The 17,630-nt window shown below is 68.6% G+C and carries 15 protein-coding genes; 5 read left to right on the top strand and 10 right to left on the bottom strand.

What is annotated here, in order from left to right:
* Positions 1–15: 15 nt before the first annotated feature.
* Positions 16–1,671 (bottom strand): thiol reductant ABC exporter subunit CydC, encoded by a 1,656-nt coding sequence (gene cydC, locus ACZLZQ_RS16510; RefSeq protein ID WP_472950307.1) that lies wholly within the window; start codon positions 1,669–1,671, stop codon positions 16–18.
* Positions 1,668–3,446, bottom strand: coding sequence for a thiol reductant ABC exporter subunit CydD (cydD, locus tag ACZLZQ_RS16505; protein ID WP_472950306.1), 1,779 nt, complete (start codon positions 3,444–3,446; stop codon positions 1,668–1,670). Before cydD ends, cydC begins: the two co-directional genes overlap by 4 nt.
* A gap of 120 nt (positions 3,447–3,566) precedes the next feature.
* On the opposite strand from cydD, the gene ACZLZQ_RS16500 reads away from it, so the two are divergent.
* The 3 genes from ACZLZQ_RS16500 to cydX are packed head-to-tail and all read left to right on the top strand — an operon-like array spanning position 3,567 to position 6,525.
* Positions 3,567–5,168, top strand: a complete 1,602-nt coding sequence (locus ACZLZQ_RS16500; RefSeq protein ID WP_472950305.1) for a cytochrome ubiquinol oxidase subunit I — start codon at positions 3,567–3,569, stop codon at positions 5,166–5,168.
* 28 nt (positions 5,169–5,196) lie between these two features.
* Positions 5,197–6,345 (top strand): cytochrome d ubiquinol oxidase subunit II, encoded by a 1,149-nt coding sequence (cydB, locus tag ACZLZQ_RS16495; RefSeq protein ID WP_472950304.1) that lies wholly within the window; start codon positions 5,197–5,199, stop codon positions 6,343–6,345.
* Between the two features lie 36 nt (positions 6,346–6,381).
* Positions 6,382–6,525 carry a cytochrome bd-I oxidase subunit CydX gene (gene cydX, locus ACZLZQ_RS16490; RefSeq protein WP_472950303.1) on the top strand — a complete coding sequence of 48 codons (144 nt, stop codon included), beginning with the start codon at positions 6,382–6,384 and terminating at the stop codon, positions 6,523–6,525.
* Positions 6,526–6,602: 77 nt separating this feature from the next.
* On the opposite strand, the gene gnd is transcribed toward cydX, so the two are convergent.
* Entirely contained in the window at positions 6,603–7,580 is a 978-nt protein-coding gene (gene gnd / locus ACZLZQ_RS16485) for a phosphogluconate dehydrogenase (NAD(+)-dependent, decarboxylating) (RefSeq protein WP_472950302.1), read from the bottom strand.
* A gap of 315 nt (positions 7,581–7,895) precedes the next feature.
* Between gnd and ACZLZQ_RS16480 the strand changes: the two genes are divergently transcribed.
* Positions 7,896–8,222, top strand: a complete 327-nt coding sequence (locus ACZLZQ_RS16480) for a hypothetical protein (protein WP_472950301.1) — start codon at positions 7,896–7,898, stop codon at positions 8,220–8,222.
* A gap of 106 nt (positions 8,223–8,328) precedes the next feature.
* A complete protein-coding gene (locus ACZLZQ_RS16475; protein WP_472950300.1) occupies positions 8,329–9,711 on the top strand; it encodes a PepSY-associated TM helix domain-containing protein in 1,383 nt (460 codons plus the stop codon).
* An 80-nt stretch (positions 9,712–9,791) separates the two neighbouring features.
* On the opposite strand, the gene ACZLZQ_RS16470 is transcribed toward ACZLZQ_RS16475, so the two are convergent.
* From ACZLZQ_RS16470 to tmk, 7 genes are all read right to left on the bottom strand, one after another.
* The gene (locus ACZLZQ_RS16470; protein ID WP_472950299.1) at positions 9,792–10,880 is read right to left on the bottom strand and encodes an enoyl-CoA hydratase/isomerase family protein; all 1,089 of its coding nucleotides are present in this window, start codon (positions 10,878–10,880) and stop codon (positions 9,792–9,794) included.
* 13 nt (positions 10,881–10,893) lie between these two features.
* On the bottom strand, positions 10,894–12,498 hold the full coding sequence (locus ACZLZQ_RS16465; RefSeq protein ID WP_472950298.1) for a GMC family oxidoreductase: 1,605 nt from the start codon (positions 12,496–12,498) through the stop codon (positions 10,894–10,896).
* 128 nt (positions 12,499–12,626) lie between these two features.
* Complete coding sequence (locus ACZLZQ_RS16460; protein ID WP_472933372.1) at positions 12,627–13,439, bottom strand: MBL fold metallo-hydrolase; 813 nt, start codon at positions 13,437–13,439, stop codon at positions 12,627–12,629.
* Positions 13,436–14,242: a TatD family hydrolase gene (locus tag ACZLZQ_RS16455; protein ID WP_472950297.1), complete on the bottom strand. Its 807-nt coding sequence runs from the start codon at positions 14,240–14,242 to the stop codon at positions 13,436–13,438. Before ACZLZQ_RS16455 ends, ACZLZQ_RS16460 begins: the two co-directional genes overlap by 4 nt.
* Positions 14,242–15,780 carry a methionine--tRNA ligase gene (gene metG / locus ACZLZQ_RS16450; RefSeq protein WP_472950296.1) on the bottom strand — a complete coding sequence of 513 codons (1,539 nt, stop codon included), beginning with the start codon at positions 15,778–15,780 and terminating at the stop codon, positions 14,242–14,244. The genes ACZLZQ_RS16455 and metG overlap by 1 nt, the downstream gene beginning before the upstream one ends.
* Before the next feature lie 89 nt (positions 15,781–15,869).
* Positions 15,870–16,919 carry a DNA polymerase III subunit delta' gene (locus ACZLZQ_RS16445; RefSeq protein ID WP_472950295.1) on the bottom strand — a complete coding sequence of 350 codons (1,050 nt, stop codon included), beginning with the start codon at positions 16,917–16,919 and terminating at the stop codon, positions 15,870–15,872.
* Positions 16,916–17,620, bottom strand: a complete 705-nt coding sequence (gene tmk, locus ACZLZQ_RS16440; RefSeq protein WP_472950294.1) for a dTMP kinase — start codon at positions 17,618–17,620, stop codon at positions 16,916–16,918. The genes ACZLZQ_RS16445 and tmk overlap by 4 nt, the downstream gene beginning before the upstream one ends.
* Positions 17,621–17,630: the final 10 nt, after the last annotated feature.

The following is a 17,630-nucleotide window of genomic DNA, read 5'->3' as shown; positions in this document are numbered from 1 at the left end:
TAGCAACCGCAGCGCTCAACGCACCAGACGGCCGCCGCGCAGCCGAAGCGTTCGGTCGACGGTTCCGGAGGGCAGCGCCGAATGGGTGGCGAGGATCACGGTGCGGCCGGCGGTCGCCGGGCCGAGGTCCCTGAAGAAGGCGAGTTCGGTCTCGCGGTCGAGGCCGCTGGTCGGCTCGTCGAGGGCGATGATCGCGGCCGGCGACAGCAGCGTCCGCGCGAGGCAGAGGCGCCGTGCCTGCCCTGCCGACAGCGTCTTGCCGGCTTCACCGAGCAGCGTGTCGAGCCCTTCGGGAAGGCTGCGCACGAACGTGTCCAGCCGCGCACGCTCGAGTGATTCCCACAATGCGCCCTCCCCGGCATCGGCTCGGCCGATCAGGAGGTTGTCGCGGATGCTGCCGATGAACACCGGGGCGTTCTGCTCGAGGAGTGCGACGCGGGCGTGCAGCGCTGCCTGCGCCGTGCGGCGGATGTCGCGGCCGGCGACGAGCACCGATCCCTTCTGCGGATCGGCCAGCCGAAGAAGCAGCGCAAGGAGCGTCGACTTGCCGCTGCCGCTCTCGCCGAGGATCGCCACGCGGCTGCCGGACTCCACGCTGAGGCAAAGCCCATTGAGCACAGGCCTTTCCGGGTCGTGGCCATAGACGACGCCGACGAGGGCGAAGCCGGCGCCCGGCGGGAGCTGCCGCGGCTCGGCCGCGTCCTGTACCGCGGGCACGGCGGTGCCGAGCGCCCGGAGCCTTTCGGCCGCGGCCGCCGCGGTGGCAAGCTGGCCGATGCTGCGCACGATCGATGCCGCCGCCTCGAAGCTGCCGAGCACGGCCAGCAAGAGGCCGACCATCAGCGGACCGCCGATCGCGCCAGTGCTGAGCGCGTCGATGCCGGCGAGGAGGACGCCGAGCAGGGCGATAGCCGCAAGGAGCTGCACCGCGACGGCGGCGGCGGCCGAAGCACTGGCGAGCCGGCGCCGCGCGATCCCCATGCGCCGTGCCGCCGTGCCGAACCCGGCTTCGGTCTCGGCGAGGCGCCCGAAAGCGAGGAGATCGGCGTGGCCCTCGATCCCGTCGAGGACACAGCAGCGTGCCTCGGCCGATGCGGCAACGGCGTCCGCCCCGACCTTTCGGCCGGCGGCGATGAGGAGGACGGGCACCAGCACGGCGGCTGCCGTCATGCTGGCGGCATAAACCATGCCGGCGACGGGGAGAAAGGCGAAGAGCACGCAGGCGAGCCCGGCGCCGAGCACCAGCCCCGTCACCATCGGTCCGACGGCGACGAGGAAGGCGCTGTCGAGCGCGTCGACGTCGGCGGTCAGGCGCGAGACCCGGTCGCCGTGGCGCAGGCCGCGGCCGACCGACAGTCCCTCCGGCAGGAGCCCTGCGAACAGCCAGGCGCGGATGTCGGCCAGCACCCGGAGCGTCGCGTCGTGCCCGATCAGCTTCTCGCCGTAGCGGGACGAAATCCGCAGGAGCGATAGGCCGCGGATCGCCGAGGACGGGCCGAACAGGTTGAAGGAAGCCGCGGCCGTCGTCAGGGCCGCGCCGGTGAGGAACCAGCCGGAAATGCCGAGGAGTGCCGCGCCGGCGGCAAGGGTCGCGAGCGAGAGCAGAAGGGCTGCGAGAAAGCGCAAGGCATGGCGCTGGAACAGCGGGCGGAAGAACCAGAGCGCGCTCATGCCGCGCCCTCCAGCAGGCCGATGGTCTGCGGTATCGGCTCGGGGAACAGGCGGCCATCGGCAAGACGCACGGCGCGGTGCATCCTTCGGGCGACCGCTGCGGAATGGGTGGCGACGATCATGGTGCGGCCGGCCGCGAACGTCGCCAGCCCGTCCAGAACATCCGCCTCGGTTTCTGCATCGAGATGGGCGGTCGGTTCGTCCAGCAGGATCAGCCCAGGCTGCCGGAGGTAGAGGCGGGCGAGCGCGACGCGGTGCGCCTCCCCGCCGGACAGCCCCAGACCACCCTCCCCCACCGGCGTATAAAGGCCGAGCGGCAGGTTCTCGGCAAAGCCGAGGACGCCGGCCCGCCGGGCAGCGGCGCGGACCTCCACCATGCCGGCTTCCGGCCCGCCGAGGCGGATGTTGTCGGCGATGGTGCCATGAAACAGCCGCGGCCGCTGTCCGAGGAAGGCAACGCGCGCCCGGAGCGCCGTTTCGTCGAGGTCGGCCAGCGCCATGCCGTCGATCAGGATCGTGCCCTCCGCCTCGCGCAGGCGGGCGATCGCCTCCAGCAAGGTCGACTTGCCGCTGCCGCTCGGGCCGAGGACGGCGAGGTGCAGGCCGGCGGGGACGGTGAGATCTGTCGATTGCAGCACGGTTCGTCCGCTGCCGGGCGTGCGCAAGGTGAGGCCGTTGATCTCCAGCGGCGCGGCGCCGCGCCGGCGGGAAGGCGCCTCCGGAACGGCGATTGCCGCAACCGGTCCGGCTGCGGTTCCGATGACGGGCAAAGCGCCGAGATGGGTGGCGATCTCGGCGACAGCGGCCTTAGCGCGGGCCCGGTCGTGATAGTGCGAGGCCAGGAGGCGAAGCGGCTGGTAGACCTCCGGCGCCATCAGAAGGCAGAACAGGCCGGCCTTGAGGCCGAGCGGCGCGACCCTGAGGTCGACAAAGCCAAGATAACTAAGTCCGACATAGAGCGCGACGCCGGCGACGCCGAGGGCGGCGAAGAACTCGAGCACCGCCGAGGACAGGAAGGCGATCCTGAGGACGCCGAGCGTGCGCTGGCGCAACGCGTCGGTCGCCCCGCGCATGGCCGCTGCCTCGATCGCGGTCCGCCCAAAGAGTTTCAGCGTGACAAGGCCGCGGAGCCGGTCGGCGAAATAGCCCGAGAGCCGCGTCAGGGCGCCGGCCTGCGCGTCGGTCGCCGCCTGGGCCCCCCATCCGACGAGGGCCATGAACAGCGGAATGAGCGGTGCGGTGAGGAGGAAGAGCAGGCCGACGAAGGCATCGACCGGCATGACGACGGCGGCGAAGGCGAGCGGCAGCACAGAGGCTTGCACCATGGCCGGAAGGTAGCGCGCGAAGAAGCCGTCGAGCGCCTCGATCTGGTCGATGATCGCCGCCGACAGGGCGCCGGAGGAGCGCGCCGCCGTCCAGTCCGGACGACGCGCGAGGAGCTGGGCGAAGAGGCTTTCGCGCACCGCCAGCTTGATGCGTTCGCTGGCCGCGATACCCGCCCGTTCGGCGGCAAAGGCGAGCAGCGCGCGAACCGCGAGAAGTCCGCCAATGCCGGCGATCGAAGGCAGCAGCGTCGCCAACGGGGCGCTGCCCACGATCGCGCGGTCGAGTACCGAGGCCAGCAGCATCGCTTGCCCTACCAGCGCGACGCCGCCGGCGAGCGGGGCGGCCATGGCCAGCGTGAGCGCGTAGCCGCCCTGGCGCCGCAAGCCCATCATCCAGGCGGTCTCGGCCTTTGCCGCGGCGCGACGGTCTTCTTCTGTCGGATCATCCATGCCGGGAGGGTTAGCGCGATGCCCGGTGACCGGCCTTGATCCAGATCAAGGCAGAGGGTGCCGGCGCCACGTAGGCAGGCTGGGAACCGGCGCGTGCCGGCAAACAAGGCGGACCTTCCCATGATCGACTTCACGGTCGTTGACCTATCGCGGCTGCAGTTCGCGGCGACGGCGATGTACCATTTCATCTTCCCGCCGCTGACCATCGGCCTCAGCTTCATGATCGCCATCATGGAGAGCGTCTACGTCATGACGGGCCGCGACGTCTGGCGGCGGATGACGATGTTCTGGGGCACCCTGTTCGGCATCAACTTCGCCATGGGCGTCGCCACCGGCATCGTCATGGAGTTCCAGTTCGGCATGAACTGGAGCTATTACAGCCATTACGTCGGCGACGTTTTCGGCGCGCCGCTGGCGATCGAGGGGCTGATGGCCTTCTTCCTCGAGGCGACGTTCATCGGCCTGTTCTTCTTCGGCTGGGACCGTCTCAGCCGCGTCGGCCATTTGGTGGTGACCTGGCTGACGGCGCTCGGCGCCAACTTCTCGGCGATGTGGATCCTGATCGCCAACGGCTGGATGCAGAACCCGGTCGGCTCGGTGTTCAACCCCGACACCATGCGCATGGAGGTGACCGACTTCATGGCGGTGATCTTCAACCCGGTGGCGCAGGCGAAATTCGTCCACACCGTCAGCGCCGGCTACGTTACCGGGGCGATCTTCGTCATCTCGATCAGCGCCTTCTTCCTCCTGCGCGATCGCCATTCGGAATTTGCCCGCCGCTCGATGGCGGTGGCCGCAAGCTTTGGCCTTGCTGCCTCGCTGTCGGTCGTCGTCCTCGGCGACGAGAGCGGCTATGTCGCGACCGAGCACCAGAAGATGAAGATCGCCGCCATGGAGGCGATGTGGGAAACCGAGCCCGCCCCGGCCGGCATCAGCCTCTTCGCCATCCCCGGCGACAAGGCGAACGGCTACGAGCTGAAAATTCCCTACGTCCTCGGCCTGATGACCACGCGCTCGCTCTCGACCGAACTGCCGGGCATCCTGCCGCTGGTGGAACATGCCGCCGACCGCATCCGCAACGGCATCAAGGCCTATGCCGCGCTACAACTGATCCGCGCCGACGGCAATAACACGGCTGCCCGGGCCGAGTTCGCCGAGACCTGGCACGACCTCGGCTATGCGCTGCTGCTGAAGCGTTATGTCGACGACGTGACGCTCGCAACCGATGAGCAGATCCGCACCGCGGCCTTCGACACGGTTCCGAACGTGCCGGTGCTGTTCTGGAGCTTCCGCATCATGGTGGCGGTCGGCTTCTACCTCATCGCCTTCTTCATCGCCGCTTTCGTCATCGTCTCGCGCCACCGCATCGAGAGCAGCCGCACCTTCCTGAAGATCGCGCTCTACAGTCTGCCGGTGCCGTGGGTCGCCATCGAACTCGGCTGGCTCGTTGCCGAATACGGCCGCCAGCCCTGGGTGGTGGAGGGCGTGCTGCCGACCTTCTACGCCGCCTCGGGCCTGACGATCACCGACCTTGCCATCAGCCTCGGCTTCTTCCTGACGCTCTACACGACGCTGGCGATCATCGCGGTCTGGCTGATGGTGCGGGTGGTGAAGGTCGGCCCGGTCGACCGTCCCGGACTGATCGAGGGCCTTGGCGGGCTCGGCGGCAGCGGCGGCATGGCCGGCCTTCCCGCGGGCGCCGCGTCCCATCCCGACCGCTGACCGGCTTCAGGCATCAGGAGTTCCCGATATGACCCATCTTCCCCTCGACTACGACACGCTGCGGCTGATCTGGTGGACGCTGCTCGGCGTCCTGCTCATCGGCTTTGCCATCATGGACGGCTACGACCTCGGCGTCGGCGCGCTGCTGCCCTTCGCGGCCCGCACCGAGGCCGAGCGGCGGCAGGCGATCAACCTGATCGGCCCGACCTGGGAAGGCAACCAGGTCTGGCTGATCCTCGGCGGCGGCGCGATCTTTGCCGCCTGGCCGGCGCTTTATGCGGCCTCCTTCTCAGGCTTCTACCTCGCGATGATCGCCATCCTCCTGGCGCTGATCCTGCGTCCCGTCGGCTTCAAGTTCCGCGGCAAGATCCACAATGCTGCCTGGCGCAGCGTCTGGGACTGGGCCCTGTTCATCGGCGGCTTCGTGCCGGCGCTGATCTTCGGCGTCGCAGTCGGCAACCTCCTCGTCGGCGTGCCCTTCGCCATCGATGCGACGATGCGGACATCCTATCAAGGCAGCTTCTTCGGCCTCTTGACGCCGTTTCCGCTGATTGCCGGGCTCCTCAGCGTCGCCATGCTGGTAACGCATGGGGCGGTGATGCTGGCGGCGCGGTGTCCGGGTCCCGTGGCGGTCCGCGCGGCGACCTACGGACGGTATGCGGCGCTGGCGGCCGTGTCGCTGTTCGCCCTCGCCGGCCTTTGGGTGGCTTTCGGCATGGATGGCTTCCGTATCGCCAGCGCGCATGTCGACGGTGGACCGTCCAATCCGCTGACGAAGACCGTGGTGCTCGTCGCCGGCGCCTGGCTCGACAACTTCGCGGCGCATCCCTGGATGATCGTCGCCCCGATGTTCGGCCTGGTCGGCCCCGTCGTCGCCTATGCCGGTTTCGGCAAGGGCGACTGGCGGACCTCGCTGGCGGGATCGTCGCTGGCGATCTTCGGCATCATCGCCACCGCCGGCGTGTCGCTCTTCCCGTTCCTGATGCCCTCGACGGTCGATCCGGTAATGAGCCTGACGGTCTGGGACGCGTCGTCCAGCCATCTCACGCTCTTCATCATGCTGATCGCCACGGTCTTCTTCCTGCCGATCGTCCTCGCCTACACCAGCTGGGTCTACTGGGTCATGCGTGGCCCGGTGACGGCGGACAGCATCGGCAAGAACCCCAACGCCTACTGATCCCGGTCGAGGCAAGACGCGTAAAGGAATGAAAAGATGTGGTATTTCTCCTGGGTCCTCGGCGTTGGTCTCGCTTGCGCCTTCGCCATCATCAACGCCATGTGGTTCGAGATGCGAGAAGACCTGCGGCTGTCCGCGCTCCCCGAGACATCGGGACCTCGGGCAGCGGCGCGCCGCTAATGCATGCGCGACTCGCGCAAAAGAGAAGGCGGCATCGGGGATGCCGCCTTCTTCATTCGTGGGCGTCCAACCGTCGCCTATTGCGGGATTTCGACGTGACCGCCAAAACCGAAACGCATCGCCGACAGGAGCCGGTCGCCATAGGTCGAATCAACCCGGCTGCGGTATCGCTCGAAGAGGGCAGCGGTCAGAACGTTGGCGGGTACAGACTCTTCCATCGCCGCCTCGATCGTCCAGCGCCCCTCGCCGGAGTCGGCGACGCTGCCGCTATAGCCTTCCAGCTTGCGGTCTCCGACGAGTGCGGTGGCGGTGAGGTCCAGCAGCCAGGACGAGATCACGCTGCCGCGGCGCCAGACCTCGGCAATATCCGGCAAGTCGAGCTGGAAGCGCTCCTCCTCGGGAAGGTTGGTGGAGGCCTTCGAGTTGAGGATGTCGAAGCCCTCGGCATAGGCCTGCATCAGGCCGTATTCGATGCCGTTGTGGACCATTTTGACGAAATGGCCGGCCCCCGCGGGACCGGCATGGATGTAGCCGCGCTCCGCTCGGTCGTCCGCGGGATTCCGGCCGGCGGTCCTGACGACGTCGCCATAGCCTGGCGCCAGGGTGTCGAAGATCGGATCGAGGAACCGCACCGTCTCGGCGTCTCCGCCGATCATCATGCAGTAGCCGCGCTCGAGCCCCCAGACGCCGCCCGAGGTGCCGACGTCGACATACCGGACGCCCTTCGCGGCGCATTCCTTGGCCCGGCGAATGTCGTCCTTGTAGAAGCTGTTGCCGCCGTCGATGATGATGTCGCCGGCTTCCGCCTTCGCCAGGATGTCCTGGACCGTGCTCTCGGTCGGCACGCCGGCCGGCAGCATGACCCAGAAGATCCGTGGGCCTTGCAGCTGACCCGCAGCGTCGGAGAGGCTGGTGGCGCCGATGGCGCCTTCCGAGGCGAGTGCGGCGACCGCGTCCGGGTTGCGGTCGAAGACGACCACGCTGTGATGGCCGCGCATGAGGCGGCGAACGATGTTGCCGCCCATCCGGCCGAGGCCGATCATTGCAAGCTGCATTGAAGTCTCCGGTATCCTGGTGCCAGGGCATTGCCGGGGCCTGCCCGGATCGGGGCGTGGCCGCAGCGCCGTCTGCGCAGAACTAGGCTTGGCCGTCATGCTCGCAAGTGCGAAGGCCAGCATGCCGCAGCCGGGGCCGCGCTGACGATACGCGGCGCGCTGCCGGGCACCCGGCGGATCGGTCGCAGCGGCGGCACCTCTCCCGGCGCTTGCGCCAGTCGACAATCCCCGTGCTCCATGCGATGGACGATCATGCAGTTCTGGCGGGCGATAGCGGGCGACAGATCATCGGGGGGTGCGCTGTGCGCGCTCCTGATGCTGACGCTTGTTTTCCAGGTCCTTCTGTCGACCGCCGCGATGGCGGCGATGGCGGGCCCTGGCGCGATCATCTGTACCGCGGCGCCCGACGGGACGCACCGCTCCACTGCCCCCGACCATATTCCGGAATGCGCTTGCGGCCTCTTCTGCCAGGCTGGCATGGCCGTGCCGTCCGCCCTTGCGGCGTCGGATGCCCCCTCGCTGCCGATCCGCTTTGCCGACCGCGTCGAACGGGTTGCTGAGGCGCCGGTCCCGGCACGCGAGCCGCGCACCGACAGAAGACGACAGGCGCGCGCACCGCCCGTGGCCTTTCTCCAAAGCTGATCCACCGCGGGGGCATATCCCCCGCTGCTTTGGTTGACGGCGTCTTCCGCGTGCACCCCGTCCTGCGGGACCGGTGCCGGGAACCGCACGGGACAGAGATTTTGAGATGACCAACCTCTCCACCGCGGCGCCGCGCGCCGTGCCGATGCTTGCCGTCGATACCTATCGCGCGATCTGGCGCTGGCATTTCTACGCCGGCTTGATGGCGGTGCCCTTCATGATACTTCTCGCCGTGACCGGCTCGCTCTATCTCTTCCGCGACGAGATCGACGGGAGCCTCTTCGCCTACCGCAACGTCGTGGCGGCGGAGAACGTGTCGCTGCCCGAGAGCGAGCTCGCCGCTCGCGCGCTCGTGGCCGTGCCCGGCGGGAAGCTGACGGCGCTCCGCGATCCCGGCAGCGCGACGGCTTCCGCCCGGGTGACGCTGTCGACCGCGGCGGGGCCGACCTACGCCTTCGTCGACCCCCATAGCGGAGCCGTCCTCGACGTCGTCGTGAAGAAGCAGGAATTCAACGAGGTCGTGCGCAAGCTGCACAGCCTCGAATATGTCGGGAAATACGCCAACCGGGTGATCGAGGCGATGGCGGGTTTTGCCATCATCCTGGTCGTCTCCGGCCTCTATCTCTGGTGGCCGCGCCGGCAGAGCGGCGGCGTCGTGACGGTGCGGGGAACGCCGTCGAAGCGGGTGTTCTGGCGCGACACGCATGCGGTGACAGGCGCGTTCGCCGGTCTCTTCATCGCCTTCCTCGCGCTGTCGGGCCTGCCGTGGTCGTCGTTCTGGGGCGGCACGCTGACCCGGATCGCGGTGGCGACCGGCACAAGCTATCCCGCCGCGCTTTGGGACAACGTGCCGGTGTCGGGCGAACACGCCGACCATGCGCTCGCCAAGGTCGGCTGGACGATGGAGGCCTCGCCGATGCCGATGTCCGGCCTGGACATGCCGGGCATGGACATGGCGATGGCGCCGATCGGCCTCGACCGGGCGATGCAGGCAGCGCGGAGGCTCGGCATCTCGCCGGGCTTCGAGATGACGGTGCCGGCCGACGCGTCTGGCGTCTACACCGCCGCGATCTTCCCGGACGATCTCGGCAAGGTGCGGACCATCCACCTCGACCAGTACAGCGGCGTCCCGCTCGTCGACGTCGGCTACAAGGATTACGGCGCGGTGGCCAAACTGACCGAGCTGGGGATCAACATCCACATGGGGCAGGAGTTCGGCCTCGCCAACCAGTTGCTGATGCTGGCGACGTGCCTGTCGATCATCCTGATGTCGGTGGCGGCGGTCGTGATGTGGCTGAAGCGGCGGCCATCCGGGCGCATGGGTGTTCCGCCCTATCCGACCAGCCGAAAGGTCTACGGCGCGCTGTGGGCGATGGCGCTGGCCTTCGGCGTGCTGTTTCCGCTGAGCGGCCTGCTGATCCTCGCCATGTTGGCCTTCGACCTCGTCGTCGTCCGCAATGTCCCAGCCTTGCGGCGCGTGATGTCCTGAACCCTCGGCGGCGCGGGAGATATCTCGCGCCGCCGAGTTCCGCCAGCGGTCGATGCTTGGCGGCGACAGGCGGTTCGGTTTCAGCCGCCCGAAAAGGCCGGATCCGGCTGGCCGTCGCGCGGGGCGAGGATCGTCTCGATCGCCGGCAGCGGGACACCCGGCGCCTTCGACGGCCAGAGCGGCGTGCGGTCCTTGTCGATCACCGCGGCCCGGACGCCCTCATGGAAGTCAGGCGCGCCGAGGCAGAAGCAAGCGGCGCGGTATTCGCGGACGAGGCACTCCTCCAGCGTCGACGACGCCGCACCGAGGCTGAGTAGCGCCGCCGTTAGGGCAAGCGAGAACGGCGAGGCGGCGGCGATGGTGGCGGTAGTCGCCTCGGCGAAAGCTGTGTCGGGATCGCCGGATGGGACGGCGGAGAGCGCCGTGTGGATTGTCCCGACATCAGGTTCCGCGAAGACCTGCCGGATGAGATCGCCGTGGCGGGCGAAGAGGTCGGGCTCGGACGTCGAGGCCATGCCGGCGATCAACGCCGACACGTCCGCATGGGTGAGGCCCGCAGCTGGCATCTCGATCAGCGCCTGGCGAAGCGCAGAGAGCGCTGCCGACGGCACGAAATGGTCCGCCAGACCCGCCGCCAGCATGTCGCCGGGCCCGATCGACTGGCCGGTCAGCGCGAGATAATGGCCAAAGGAATTCGGCAGCCGCGGCAGCAGATAGCTTGCGCCAACGTCGGGCAGGAAGCCGATGCCGACCTCCGGCATCGCAAAGCGGACCTTCTCGGTGACGACACGGTGCTTCAGGTGCATCGCAAGGCCGGCGCCACCGCCCATGACGATGCCGTCCATCAGCGCGACGACCGGTTTGTCCGCGGCGGCGAGACGGGAGATGAGCTCGTACTCCTCCCGCCAGAAGGCTTCGGCGACACCGTCGCCGGCCTTGCCGCTCTCGGCGCAGGCGCGGATGTCGCCGCCGGCGCAGAAGGCGCGACCCTCCATCGCCTCGAGGATGACGAGCCCGACCGCGGGATCGGCGAGGAAGGCTTCGAGCGCCTGTCGCATCAGCCGGACCATCGGCAGCGTCAGCGCGTTCATCGCCTTCGGCCGGTTGAGGCGGATGATGCCGGCGGCGCCGAGGCGCTCAGTGAGGACAAGCGGTTGATCGAGGGACATGCGGGGCTTCCGGTCAGGCCGCGAGGATCATCGCGGCCGCCTTCTCGGCGATCATGATGGTCGGCGAATTGGTGTTGCCGGAGACGATGGTCGGCATCACCGAGGCGTCGGCGACGCGCAAGCCCCGGACACCGCGAACCCGCAGCTCGGGATCGACGACGCTCGCGGGATCGGCGCCCATGCGGCAGGTGCCGACGGGGTGGAAGATCGTCGTTCCGATGAGGCCGGCCGCTTCCGCCAGCTCGGCTTCGGTCTCGTAGCGCGGGCCCGGTTTGAACTCCTCCGGCCGGTAGGGCCGCAAGGCCGGCTGACCGACGATCTGCCGGGTGATGCGGATGGAGTCGGCTGCGACCCGGCGGTCGGTCTCGCTGGAGAGGTAGTTCGGCCGGATCGAGGGCTGTCGCCGGTGGTCGGCACTCTCGATGTGGACGGTGCCGCGGCTCTCCGGGCGCAGATTGCAGACGCTCGCGGTGAAGGCCGGAAAGGCGTGCACCGGCTCGCCGAACTTTTCGAGGCTGAGCGGCTGCACGTGGTATTGGAGGTTCGCGGTCTCGAAGGAGCTGTCGGAGCGGGTGAAGAGGCCGAGCTGGCTCGGGGCCATCGACATCGGGCCCGAGCGACGGGCGAGATATTCGAGCCCGATCATCGCCTTGCCGAAGAGGTTCGTCGCCTTCTCGTTCAAGGTCGGGATGCCCGTGACCTTGTAGGCGCAGCGCAGCTGCAGATGGTCCTGCAGGTTCTCGCCGACCGCGGGGCGGGCGAGGAGCGTGTCGACGCCCGCTTCCGCCAGCACCGCAGGGTTGCCGATGCCGGAAAGCTCCAGCAGCTGCGGCGATCCGATGGCGCCAGCCGACAGCACCACCTCGCGGCGGCAGCGCACGGTGTGGACGGTGCCGTTTTGGTCGAAGGTGACGGCCTCGACGCGGCGCTCCTCCCCCTCTCCGCCGATGACCAGATGGCGCACATGCGCGGAGGTCGCGACGGTGAGATTGGGGCGGCCCTTGGCCGGGCGCAGGAAGGCCTTGACGGTGTTCCAGCGAAAGCCGTTCCGCTGGTTGACCTTGAAGTAGGAGGAGCCTTCGTTGTCGCCGCGGTTGAAGTCCTCGACCGGGGGAATGCCGTATTCCTCGGCGGCAGTGCGAAAAGCCTCCAGCACGTCCCAGCGCAGCCGCTGCGCCTCGACGCGCCATTCGCCGCCGGCGCCGTGCATCTCGTCGGCCCCGGCAAAATAGTCCTCTGATCGCTTGAAGAAGGGCAGCACGTCGTCCCAGGCCCAGCCGGTGCAGCCGGATTGCCGCCAGAGATCGTAGTCTCGCGCCTGGCCGCGCATGTAGATCATGCCGTTGATCGACGAGCAGCCGCCGAGCACCTTGCCGCGGGGGTAGCCGAGCGCCCTGCCCCCGAGCCCTTTTTCCGGTGCGGTGGTGAAGCACCAGTCGGTGCGGGGATTGCCGATGCAGAAGAGATAGCCGACCGGGATGTGGATCCAGGGATGGTTGTCACGGCCGCCGGCTTCCAGCAGGAGGACGGTGTGGCGCCCCTCGGCCGAGAGACGGTTGGCGAGCGTGCAGCCTGCGCTGCCGCCCCCGACGACGATGTAGTCGTATTCGCCTTGCATGCATCCTCCCGGCGCCGCGTTGGCCGCGTGTCGCGGGGACCGTTGTAGCCGCCTGACCGCGCGGGCGCAAAGCATCCGAAAGTCGCGGGCCGGAGGTTTCCCCTCTCGGTGGCGGCCGGTTTCAGCCGTCAGGCGACAGGGAAATCCAGCACCAGGCCGTCATGTCCCGGCCGGACATGGGCCGGGAGTTCGGCGCAGAGCGTCCGGTAGTCGAGCGGCGTGTGCATGTGGGTCAAGGTCGCCCGCGGCACGCCGAAGCGTTCGATCCAGGCAAGCGACTGCGCGAGCGTCAGGTGGCTGGGATGGTGACGGTGCTGCAGCGCGCCGATGACGAGGTGCTCGGCGCCGGTGATCGCCGCGATGGCGTCGTCCGGAAAGTCGCTGACGTCGCTGCAATAGGCGACCGGGCCGATGCGGAAGCCGAGCGAATGGATCCGGCCGTGGACCTGGCGGAAAGGGCGAAGCACCACGGCGCCGCCCGGCCCGTCGATCGCGAACGCTTCTCCGGCGACGATCCGGCGGTGCTCGGCGATCGGCTCGTAGGAACTGCCAGGTGGCGTCTCGTAGCAATAGCCGAAAGCCTCGAGCAGCCGCGCATGCGTCTCGTCATCGGAGAAGACAGCGATGCGCCGACGCTCGGTGTCGAGGGCGTAGCCGCGCAGATCATCGAGCCCGTGGATATGGTCGGCATGGGGGTGGGTGATGACCGCGGCGTCGATGCGCGAAACCTCGGCCGACAGCATCTGCTCGCGAAAATCCGGACCGCAGTCGATCACCACCGTCGTGGTGCCACCGCTTGTGATGCGCTGGACCATCGCGGCGCAGCGGCGGCGGCGGTTGCGCGGCTCCTGCGGGTCGCAGGCGCCCCAATCGCCGTTGATCCGCGGCGTGCCGGGCGAAGAGCCGCAGCCGAGCACGGTCAGGCGCAGCGTCGCGCTCACGCAGCCGCGCTCCGCGGGTCCGGCACCTTGGCGAACAGCTTGAAGAAGTTGTCGGAGGTGACCTCGGCGATTCCCGCGAGATCGACGCCCTTCACCTCGGCCAGCACTTCGGCGGTGTGGCGAACATAGGCCGGCTGGTTGCGCTTGCCGCGAAACGGCGGCGGCGCGAGATAGGGCGCGTCGGTCTCAACCAGCAGCCGCTCCATCGGGATATCGGCGGCGATGGCGCGGATCTCGGTCGATTTCGGGAAGGCGAGGATGCCGGAGAACGAGATGTGACCGCCGAGCGTCAGCGCCGTCTCGGCAAGCGCCCTTCCGGCCGAGAAGCAGTGCAGGATGAACGGAAACGCGCCGTTGGCGCTCTCGTCCTTCAGGATCGCGGCCATGTCGTCGTCCGACTGGCGGGAATGGATCACCAGCGGCAGCCCGGTCTCGCGCGCCGCCGCGATGTGCCGGCGAAACACCGCGGCCTGCAGACCGTGCGGGGCGCTGTCGTGGAAGTAGTCGAGCCCGGCCTCGCCGATCGCGACGATCTTCGGATGACGGCTGAGGCGCACCAGTTCGGCAGTCGAGACGTCCGGCTCCTCGCCGGCGTTGACCGGGTGCGTGCCGACCGAGGCGTAGACGTTGGCATAGGCATCGGTCAGCGCCGTCAGCCGCTCGAGTCGGCTGACATAGGTCGAGATCGTCACCATCAGCCCAACGCCGTTCTCGGCGGCGTTTGCGACGAGCTGGCTGCGCTCGGCCTCAAAATCCGGGAAGTCGAGATGGCAGTGGCTGTCGACGAGGAAGAGCTCCCGCATCAGGCCTCCGGCTCGACATAGCGCGGGAAGATCGCGGCCGGGGCCGGCATGTCGCGGCCGGAGACGAGGGCGGCGTCCGGCACCAGTTCGTTAAAGGTCCGCTCATCCGCCCCGACGCCAAGGATGTCGAGGAGCTTTGCCATCGAGCCCGGCATCACCGGCTGCAGCAGGATCGCGACGCGGCGGAGCGTCTCGGCCGTGACGAAGAGCACCGTCGCCATGCGCGCCGGATCGCTCTTGCGCAACGCCCAGGGCTCCTGTCCGGCGAAGTAGCGGTTGGCCTCGGACACGACGGCGACGATCGGCGCAAGCATCGCGTGCATTTCCTGCCGGTCGATGGCTTCCCGTGCCTTTTCAAGCAGCGTCGCGCTCGCCGTCAGCATGGCCTCGTCCTCGGCAGTGAAGGCGCCGGGCACCGGCACCTTGGCCTCGCAGTGCTTGTTGATCATCGACAGCGAGCGCTGGGCGAGGTTGCCGAGATCGTTGGCGAGTTCTGAATTCGTGCGGTTGACGATCGCCTCGTGCGAATAGTTGCCGTCCTGGCCGAAAGGCACTTCGCGCAGGAAGAAGTAGCGGAACGGGTCGAGCCCGTAGGCCTCGATCAGCGCCAGCGGGTCGACGACGTTGCCGACCGACTTCGACATCTTCTCCCCGCGGTTGAAGACGAAGCCGTGCGCGAAGACGCGCTTCGGCAGCGGCAGCCCCGCGGACATCAGGAAGGCCGGCCAGTAGACGGCGTGGAAGCGCACGATATCCTTGCCGATGATGTGGAGATCGGCCGGCCAGAAGGCGCTGCGCTCGCCCTCTTCGGGGTAGCCGGTGGCGGTGAGGTAGTTGGTCAGGGCGTCGACCCAGACGTACATCACGTGCTTCTCGTCGCCCGGCACCGGTATGCCCCAGTCGAAGGTGGTGCGCGAGACCGAGAGATCGCGCAGGCCCGACTTGACGAAGGACATGACCTCGTTGCGGCGCTCGGACGGGCCGATGAAAGCGGGGTTCTCCTCGTAGTGCTTCAGCAGCCGGTCCTGAAAGGCGGAAAGGCGGAAAAAGTAGCTCTCCTCCTCGACCCAGGTGACCGGCGTGCCTTGCGGGCTGAAGCGGCCGCCATCCTCGCGCACGGTGGTTTCGTCCTCGGCGTAATAGGCTTCGTCGCGGACGGAGTACCAGCCGGCGTAGCTGTCCTTGTAGATGTCGCCGGCGTCCTGCATGCGCTTCCAGATCGCCTGGCTGGCGGCGTGGTGGCGCGGCTCAGTGGTGCGGATGAAGTCATCGTTCGAGGCGCCGACGGCCTGCCCCATGCGCTGGAATTCCGCGGCGTTACGGTCGGCCAGCGCCTTGACCTCGATGCCCTCGTTGCGCGCCGTCTGCAGCATCTTCATGCCGTGCTCGTCGGTGCCGGTAAGGAACATCACGTCATAGCCGTCGAGCCGCTTGAAGCGCGCGACGACGTCGGTCGCCACCAGCTCATAGGCATGGCCGATGTGCGGCTTGCCATTGGGATAGGAGATGGCGGTGGTGAGATAATAGCGTTCGGCCATCGTGTCTTCTTGCGGTCGGCTGCGGGATGATTGCCAGCGTCATAGGCCATCGCGCCGCCCGCCTCAATCGGCAAAGCGGCCGGCGCCCGTCAGCCCGGACGCCCGGCCCGCAGCGCGAAGAGCTTGTCGAAGAACGTCAAGAGCAGCTGCTTGCGGTCGAGATTGTAGGCAAGGCCCTCGCGCAGCCGGTCGTGCTCGCTGGCCCAGAGCGCCGCCTGCCGGCTGGCCAATGCGACCTCGCCTTTCGCCAGCCGGCCCTCGGCCTCCTCGGCGAGGTGCTTGAAGGCGGCCGCCAGCGTCAGCTCGAAGGCAGTCTCGCGGCCCTTCTGGGTCAGTGCGTCGGCGAGCGCATGGATGTCCGACCAGACCGGCGCGGGCGCGCCGAGGACGCGGCGAAGGTGCACCTCGAGCTCCAGCCCGCCGCTCGCGATCAGCGAGACGGCGGTGCGGACGCTGCCGTCGGAAAGGCCGATCGCCGCGGTCAGTTCGTCGTCGCCGAGCCCGAGCGGCATGGTCGAGAGCGTCGCCGCCATGTCGTCCTCGCCGAGCGGATCGAAGCGCAGCACCCGGCAGCGCGAGCGGATGGTCGGCAGCAGGCGTCCCGGCAGATGGTTGGTGATGAGGAAGATCGAGCGCTCGGGTGGTTCCTCAAGGATCTTCAGCAAGGCGTTGGCCGCATTGCGGTTCATGTCGTCGGCGGGGTCGATGATCGCGATCCGCCACTGCCGCGCGGAGGTGGTGGTGCGGAAGAACCGGTTGAGCTTGCGGATTTCCTCGACGGTGATCTGCGTCTTGAAGCCGGTGCCCTTGTCATTGGCGGGCCGGGTGATGTGGACAAGGTTCGGGTGGCTGCCGCCGGCGATCTTGCGGACGACCGGATTGTCGGGATCGCTCGCCGGCCCCTCGTCATCGGCATCGTCAGCGACAGTCAAAAGCCGCCGGGCGAAGGCGAAGGCGGCGGTCGCCTTGCCGATGCCGCGCGGTCCCTGCAGCAGCCAGGCATGGTGCAAGCGGCCGCTTCGGTGCGCCTCGACCAGTTGCCGCCAGGCCGCGATATGACCGTGCAGGTCGTAGCTCGCCACCGGTGCCGCGATGCCGGGAATGCTGTCGTGTTCTTCTGTCGCCTCGACGTCGCTCATGCCGATGCCTCGCCGCTGGCCGCTGCGGCCGGCGCCTTCTCCGCGCCCGCGCGGCCGACGCGGGCGAGCCGGTGACGTTCGATGCCATCCTGCACGAGGAACGCAATCTCTCGGGCGATCAGTTCTGGCTCGCGGGACGCGTCCACCACAATGCAACGGTCCGGCTCAGAGGCGGCGATCGCGAGGAAAGCTGCGCGCCGCGCCTCGTGAAGCGCGACGCCTTCGCGCTCGAACCGGTCGGCCGTGTCGGGCCCCCGGCGCGCGGTGGCTCGGCTGAGGCCCTCGGCGGCGGGAATGTCGAGGATGATCGTGAGATCGGGATAGACGCTCCCCAGCGCGGCCTTTTCCAGCGCCGTCAGCAGCGCCGGATCGACGCCGGCAAGGCCCTGATAGACCCGCGTCGAATCGTGGAACCGGTCGCAGAGCACGGTCTTGCCGGCGTCGAGCGCCGGCCGGATGACCGCGGCGATGTGGTCGATGCGCGCGGCGGCGAACAGCATGGTCTCAACTTCCGGCCCTAAAGCCTCGGCAGCGCCGGAGAGGATCACGTGGCGAACCGCGTCGGCCCCGGGCGAGCCGCCGGGCTCGCGAGTCAGCACGACGTCCGTGCCGCGCTGGCGCAAGCTCTCTGCCAGGAGGCTGATCTGCGTGGTCTTGCCGCTGCCCTCCCCGCCTTCGAACGTCACGAAATAGCCCGTCACTCGGGCTTCC

This window comes from Mesocryomonas lacus (assembly GCF_055730105.2).
This window is presented reverse-complemented; position numbering and strand designations above follow the sequence as displayed.

Excerpts from the sequence above, each read along its gene's own strand:
- cydC (WP_472950307.1), bottom strand. The coding sequence starts at position 1,671 with ATGAGCGCGCTCTGGTTCTTCCGCCCGCTGTTCCAGCGCCATGCCTTG.
- ACZLZQ_RS16500 (WP_472950305.1), top strand. The coding sequence starts at position 3,567 with ATGATCGACTTCACGGTCGTTGACCTATCGCGGCTGCAGTTCGCGGCG.
- ACZLZQ_RS16470 (WP_472950299.1), bottom strand. The coding sequence starts at position 10,880 with ATGTCCCTCGATCAACCGCTTGTCCTCACTGAGCGCCTCGGCGCCGCC.
- metG (WP_472950296.1), bottom strand. The coding sequence starts at position 15,780 with ATGGCCGAACGCTATTATCTCACCACCGCCATCTCCTATCCCAATGGC.
- cydB (WP_472950304.1), top strand. The coding sequence starts at position 5,197 with ATGACCCATCTTCCCCTCGACTACGACACGCTGCGGCTGATCTGGTGG.
- ACZLZQ_RS16475 (WP_472950300.1), top strand. The coding sequence starts at position 8,329 with ATGACCAACCTCTCCACCGCGGCGCCGCGCGCCGTGCCGATGCTTGCC.
- ACZLZQ_RS16455 (WP_472950297.1), bottom strand. The coding sequence starts at position 14,242 with ATGCGGGAGCTCTTCCTCGTCGACAGCCACTGCCATCTCGACTTCCCG.
- ACZLZQ_RS16480 (WP_472950301.1), top strand. The coding sequence starts at position 7,896 with ATGCTGACGCTTGTTTTCCAGGTCCTTCTGTCGACCGCCGCGATGGCG.
- ACZLZQ_RS16445 (WP_472950295.1), bottom strand. The coding sequence starts at position 16,919 with ATGAGCGACGTCGAGGCGACAGAAGAACACGACAGCATTCCCGGCATC.
- ACZLZQ_RS16465 (WP_472950298.1), bottom strand. The coding sequence starts at position 12,498 with ATGCAAGGCGAATACGACTACATCGTCGTCGGGGGCGGCAGCGCAGGC.
- cydD (WP_472950306.1), bottom strand. The coding sequence starts at position 3,446 with ATGGATGATCCGACAGAAGAAGACCGTCGCGCCGCGGCAAAGGCCGAG.
- cydX (WP_472950303.1), top strand. The coding sequence starts at position 6,382 with ATGTGGTATTTCTCCTGGGTCCTCGGCGTTGGTCTCGCTTGCGCCTTC.
- gnd (WP_472950302.1), bottom strand. The coding sequence starts at position 7,580 with ATGCAGCTTGCAATGATCGGCCTCGGCCGGATGGGCGGCAACATCGTT.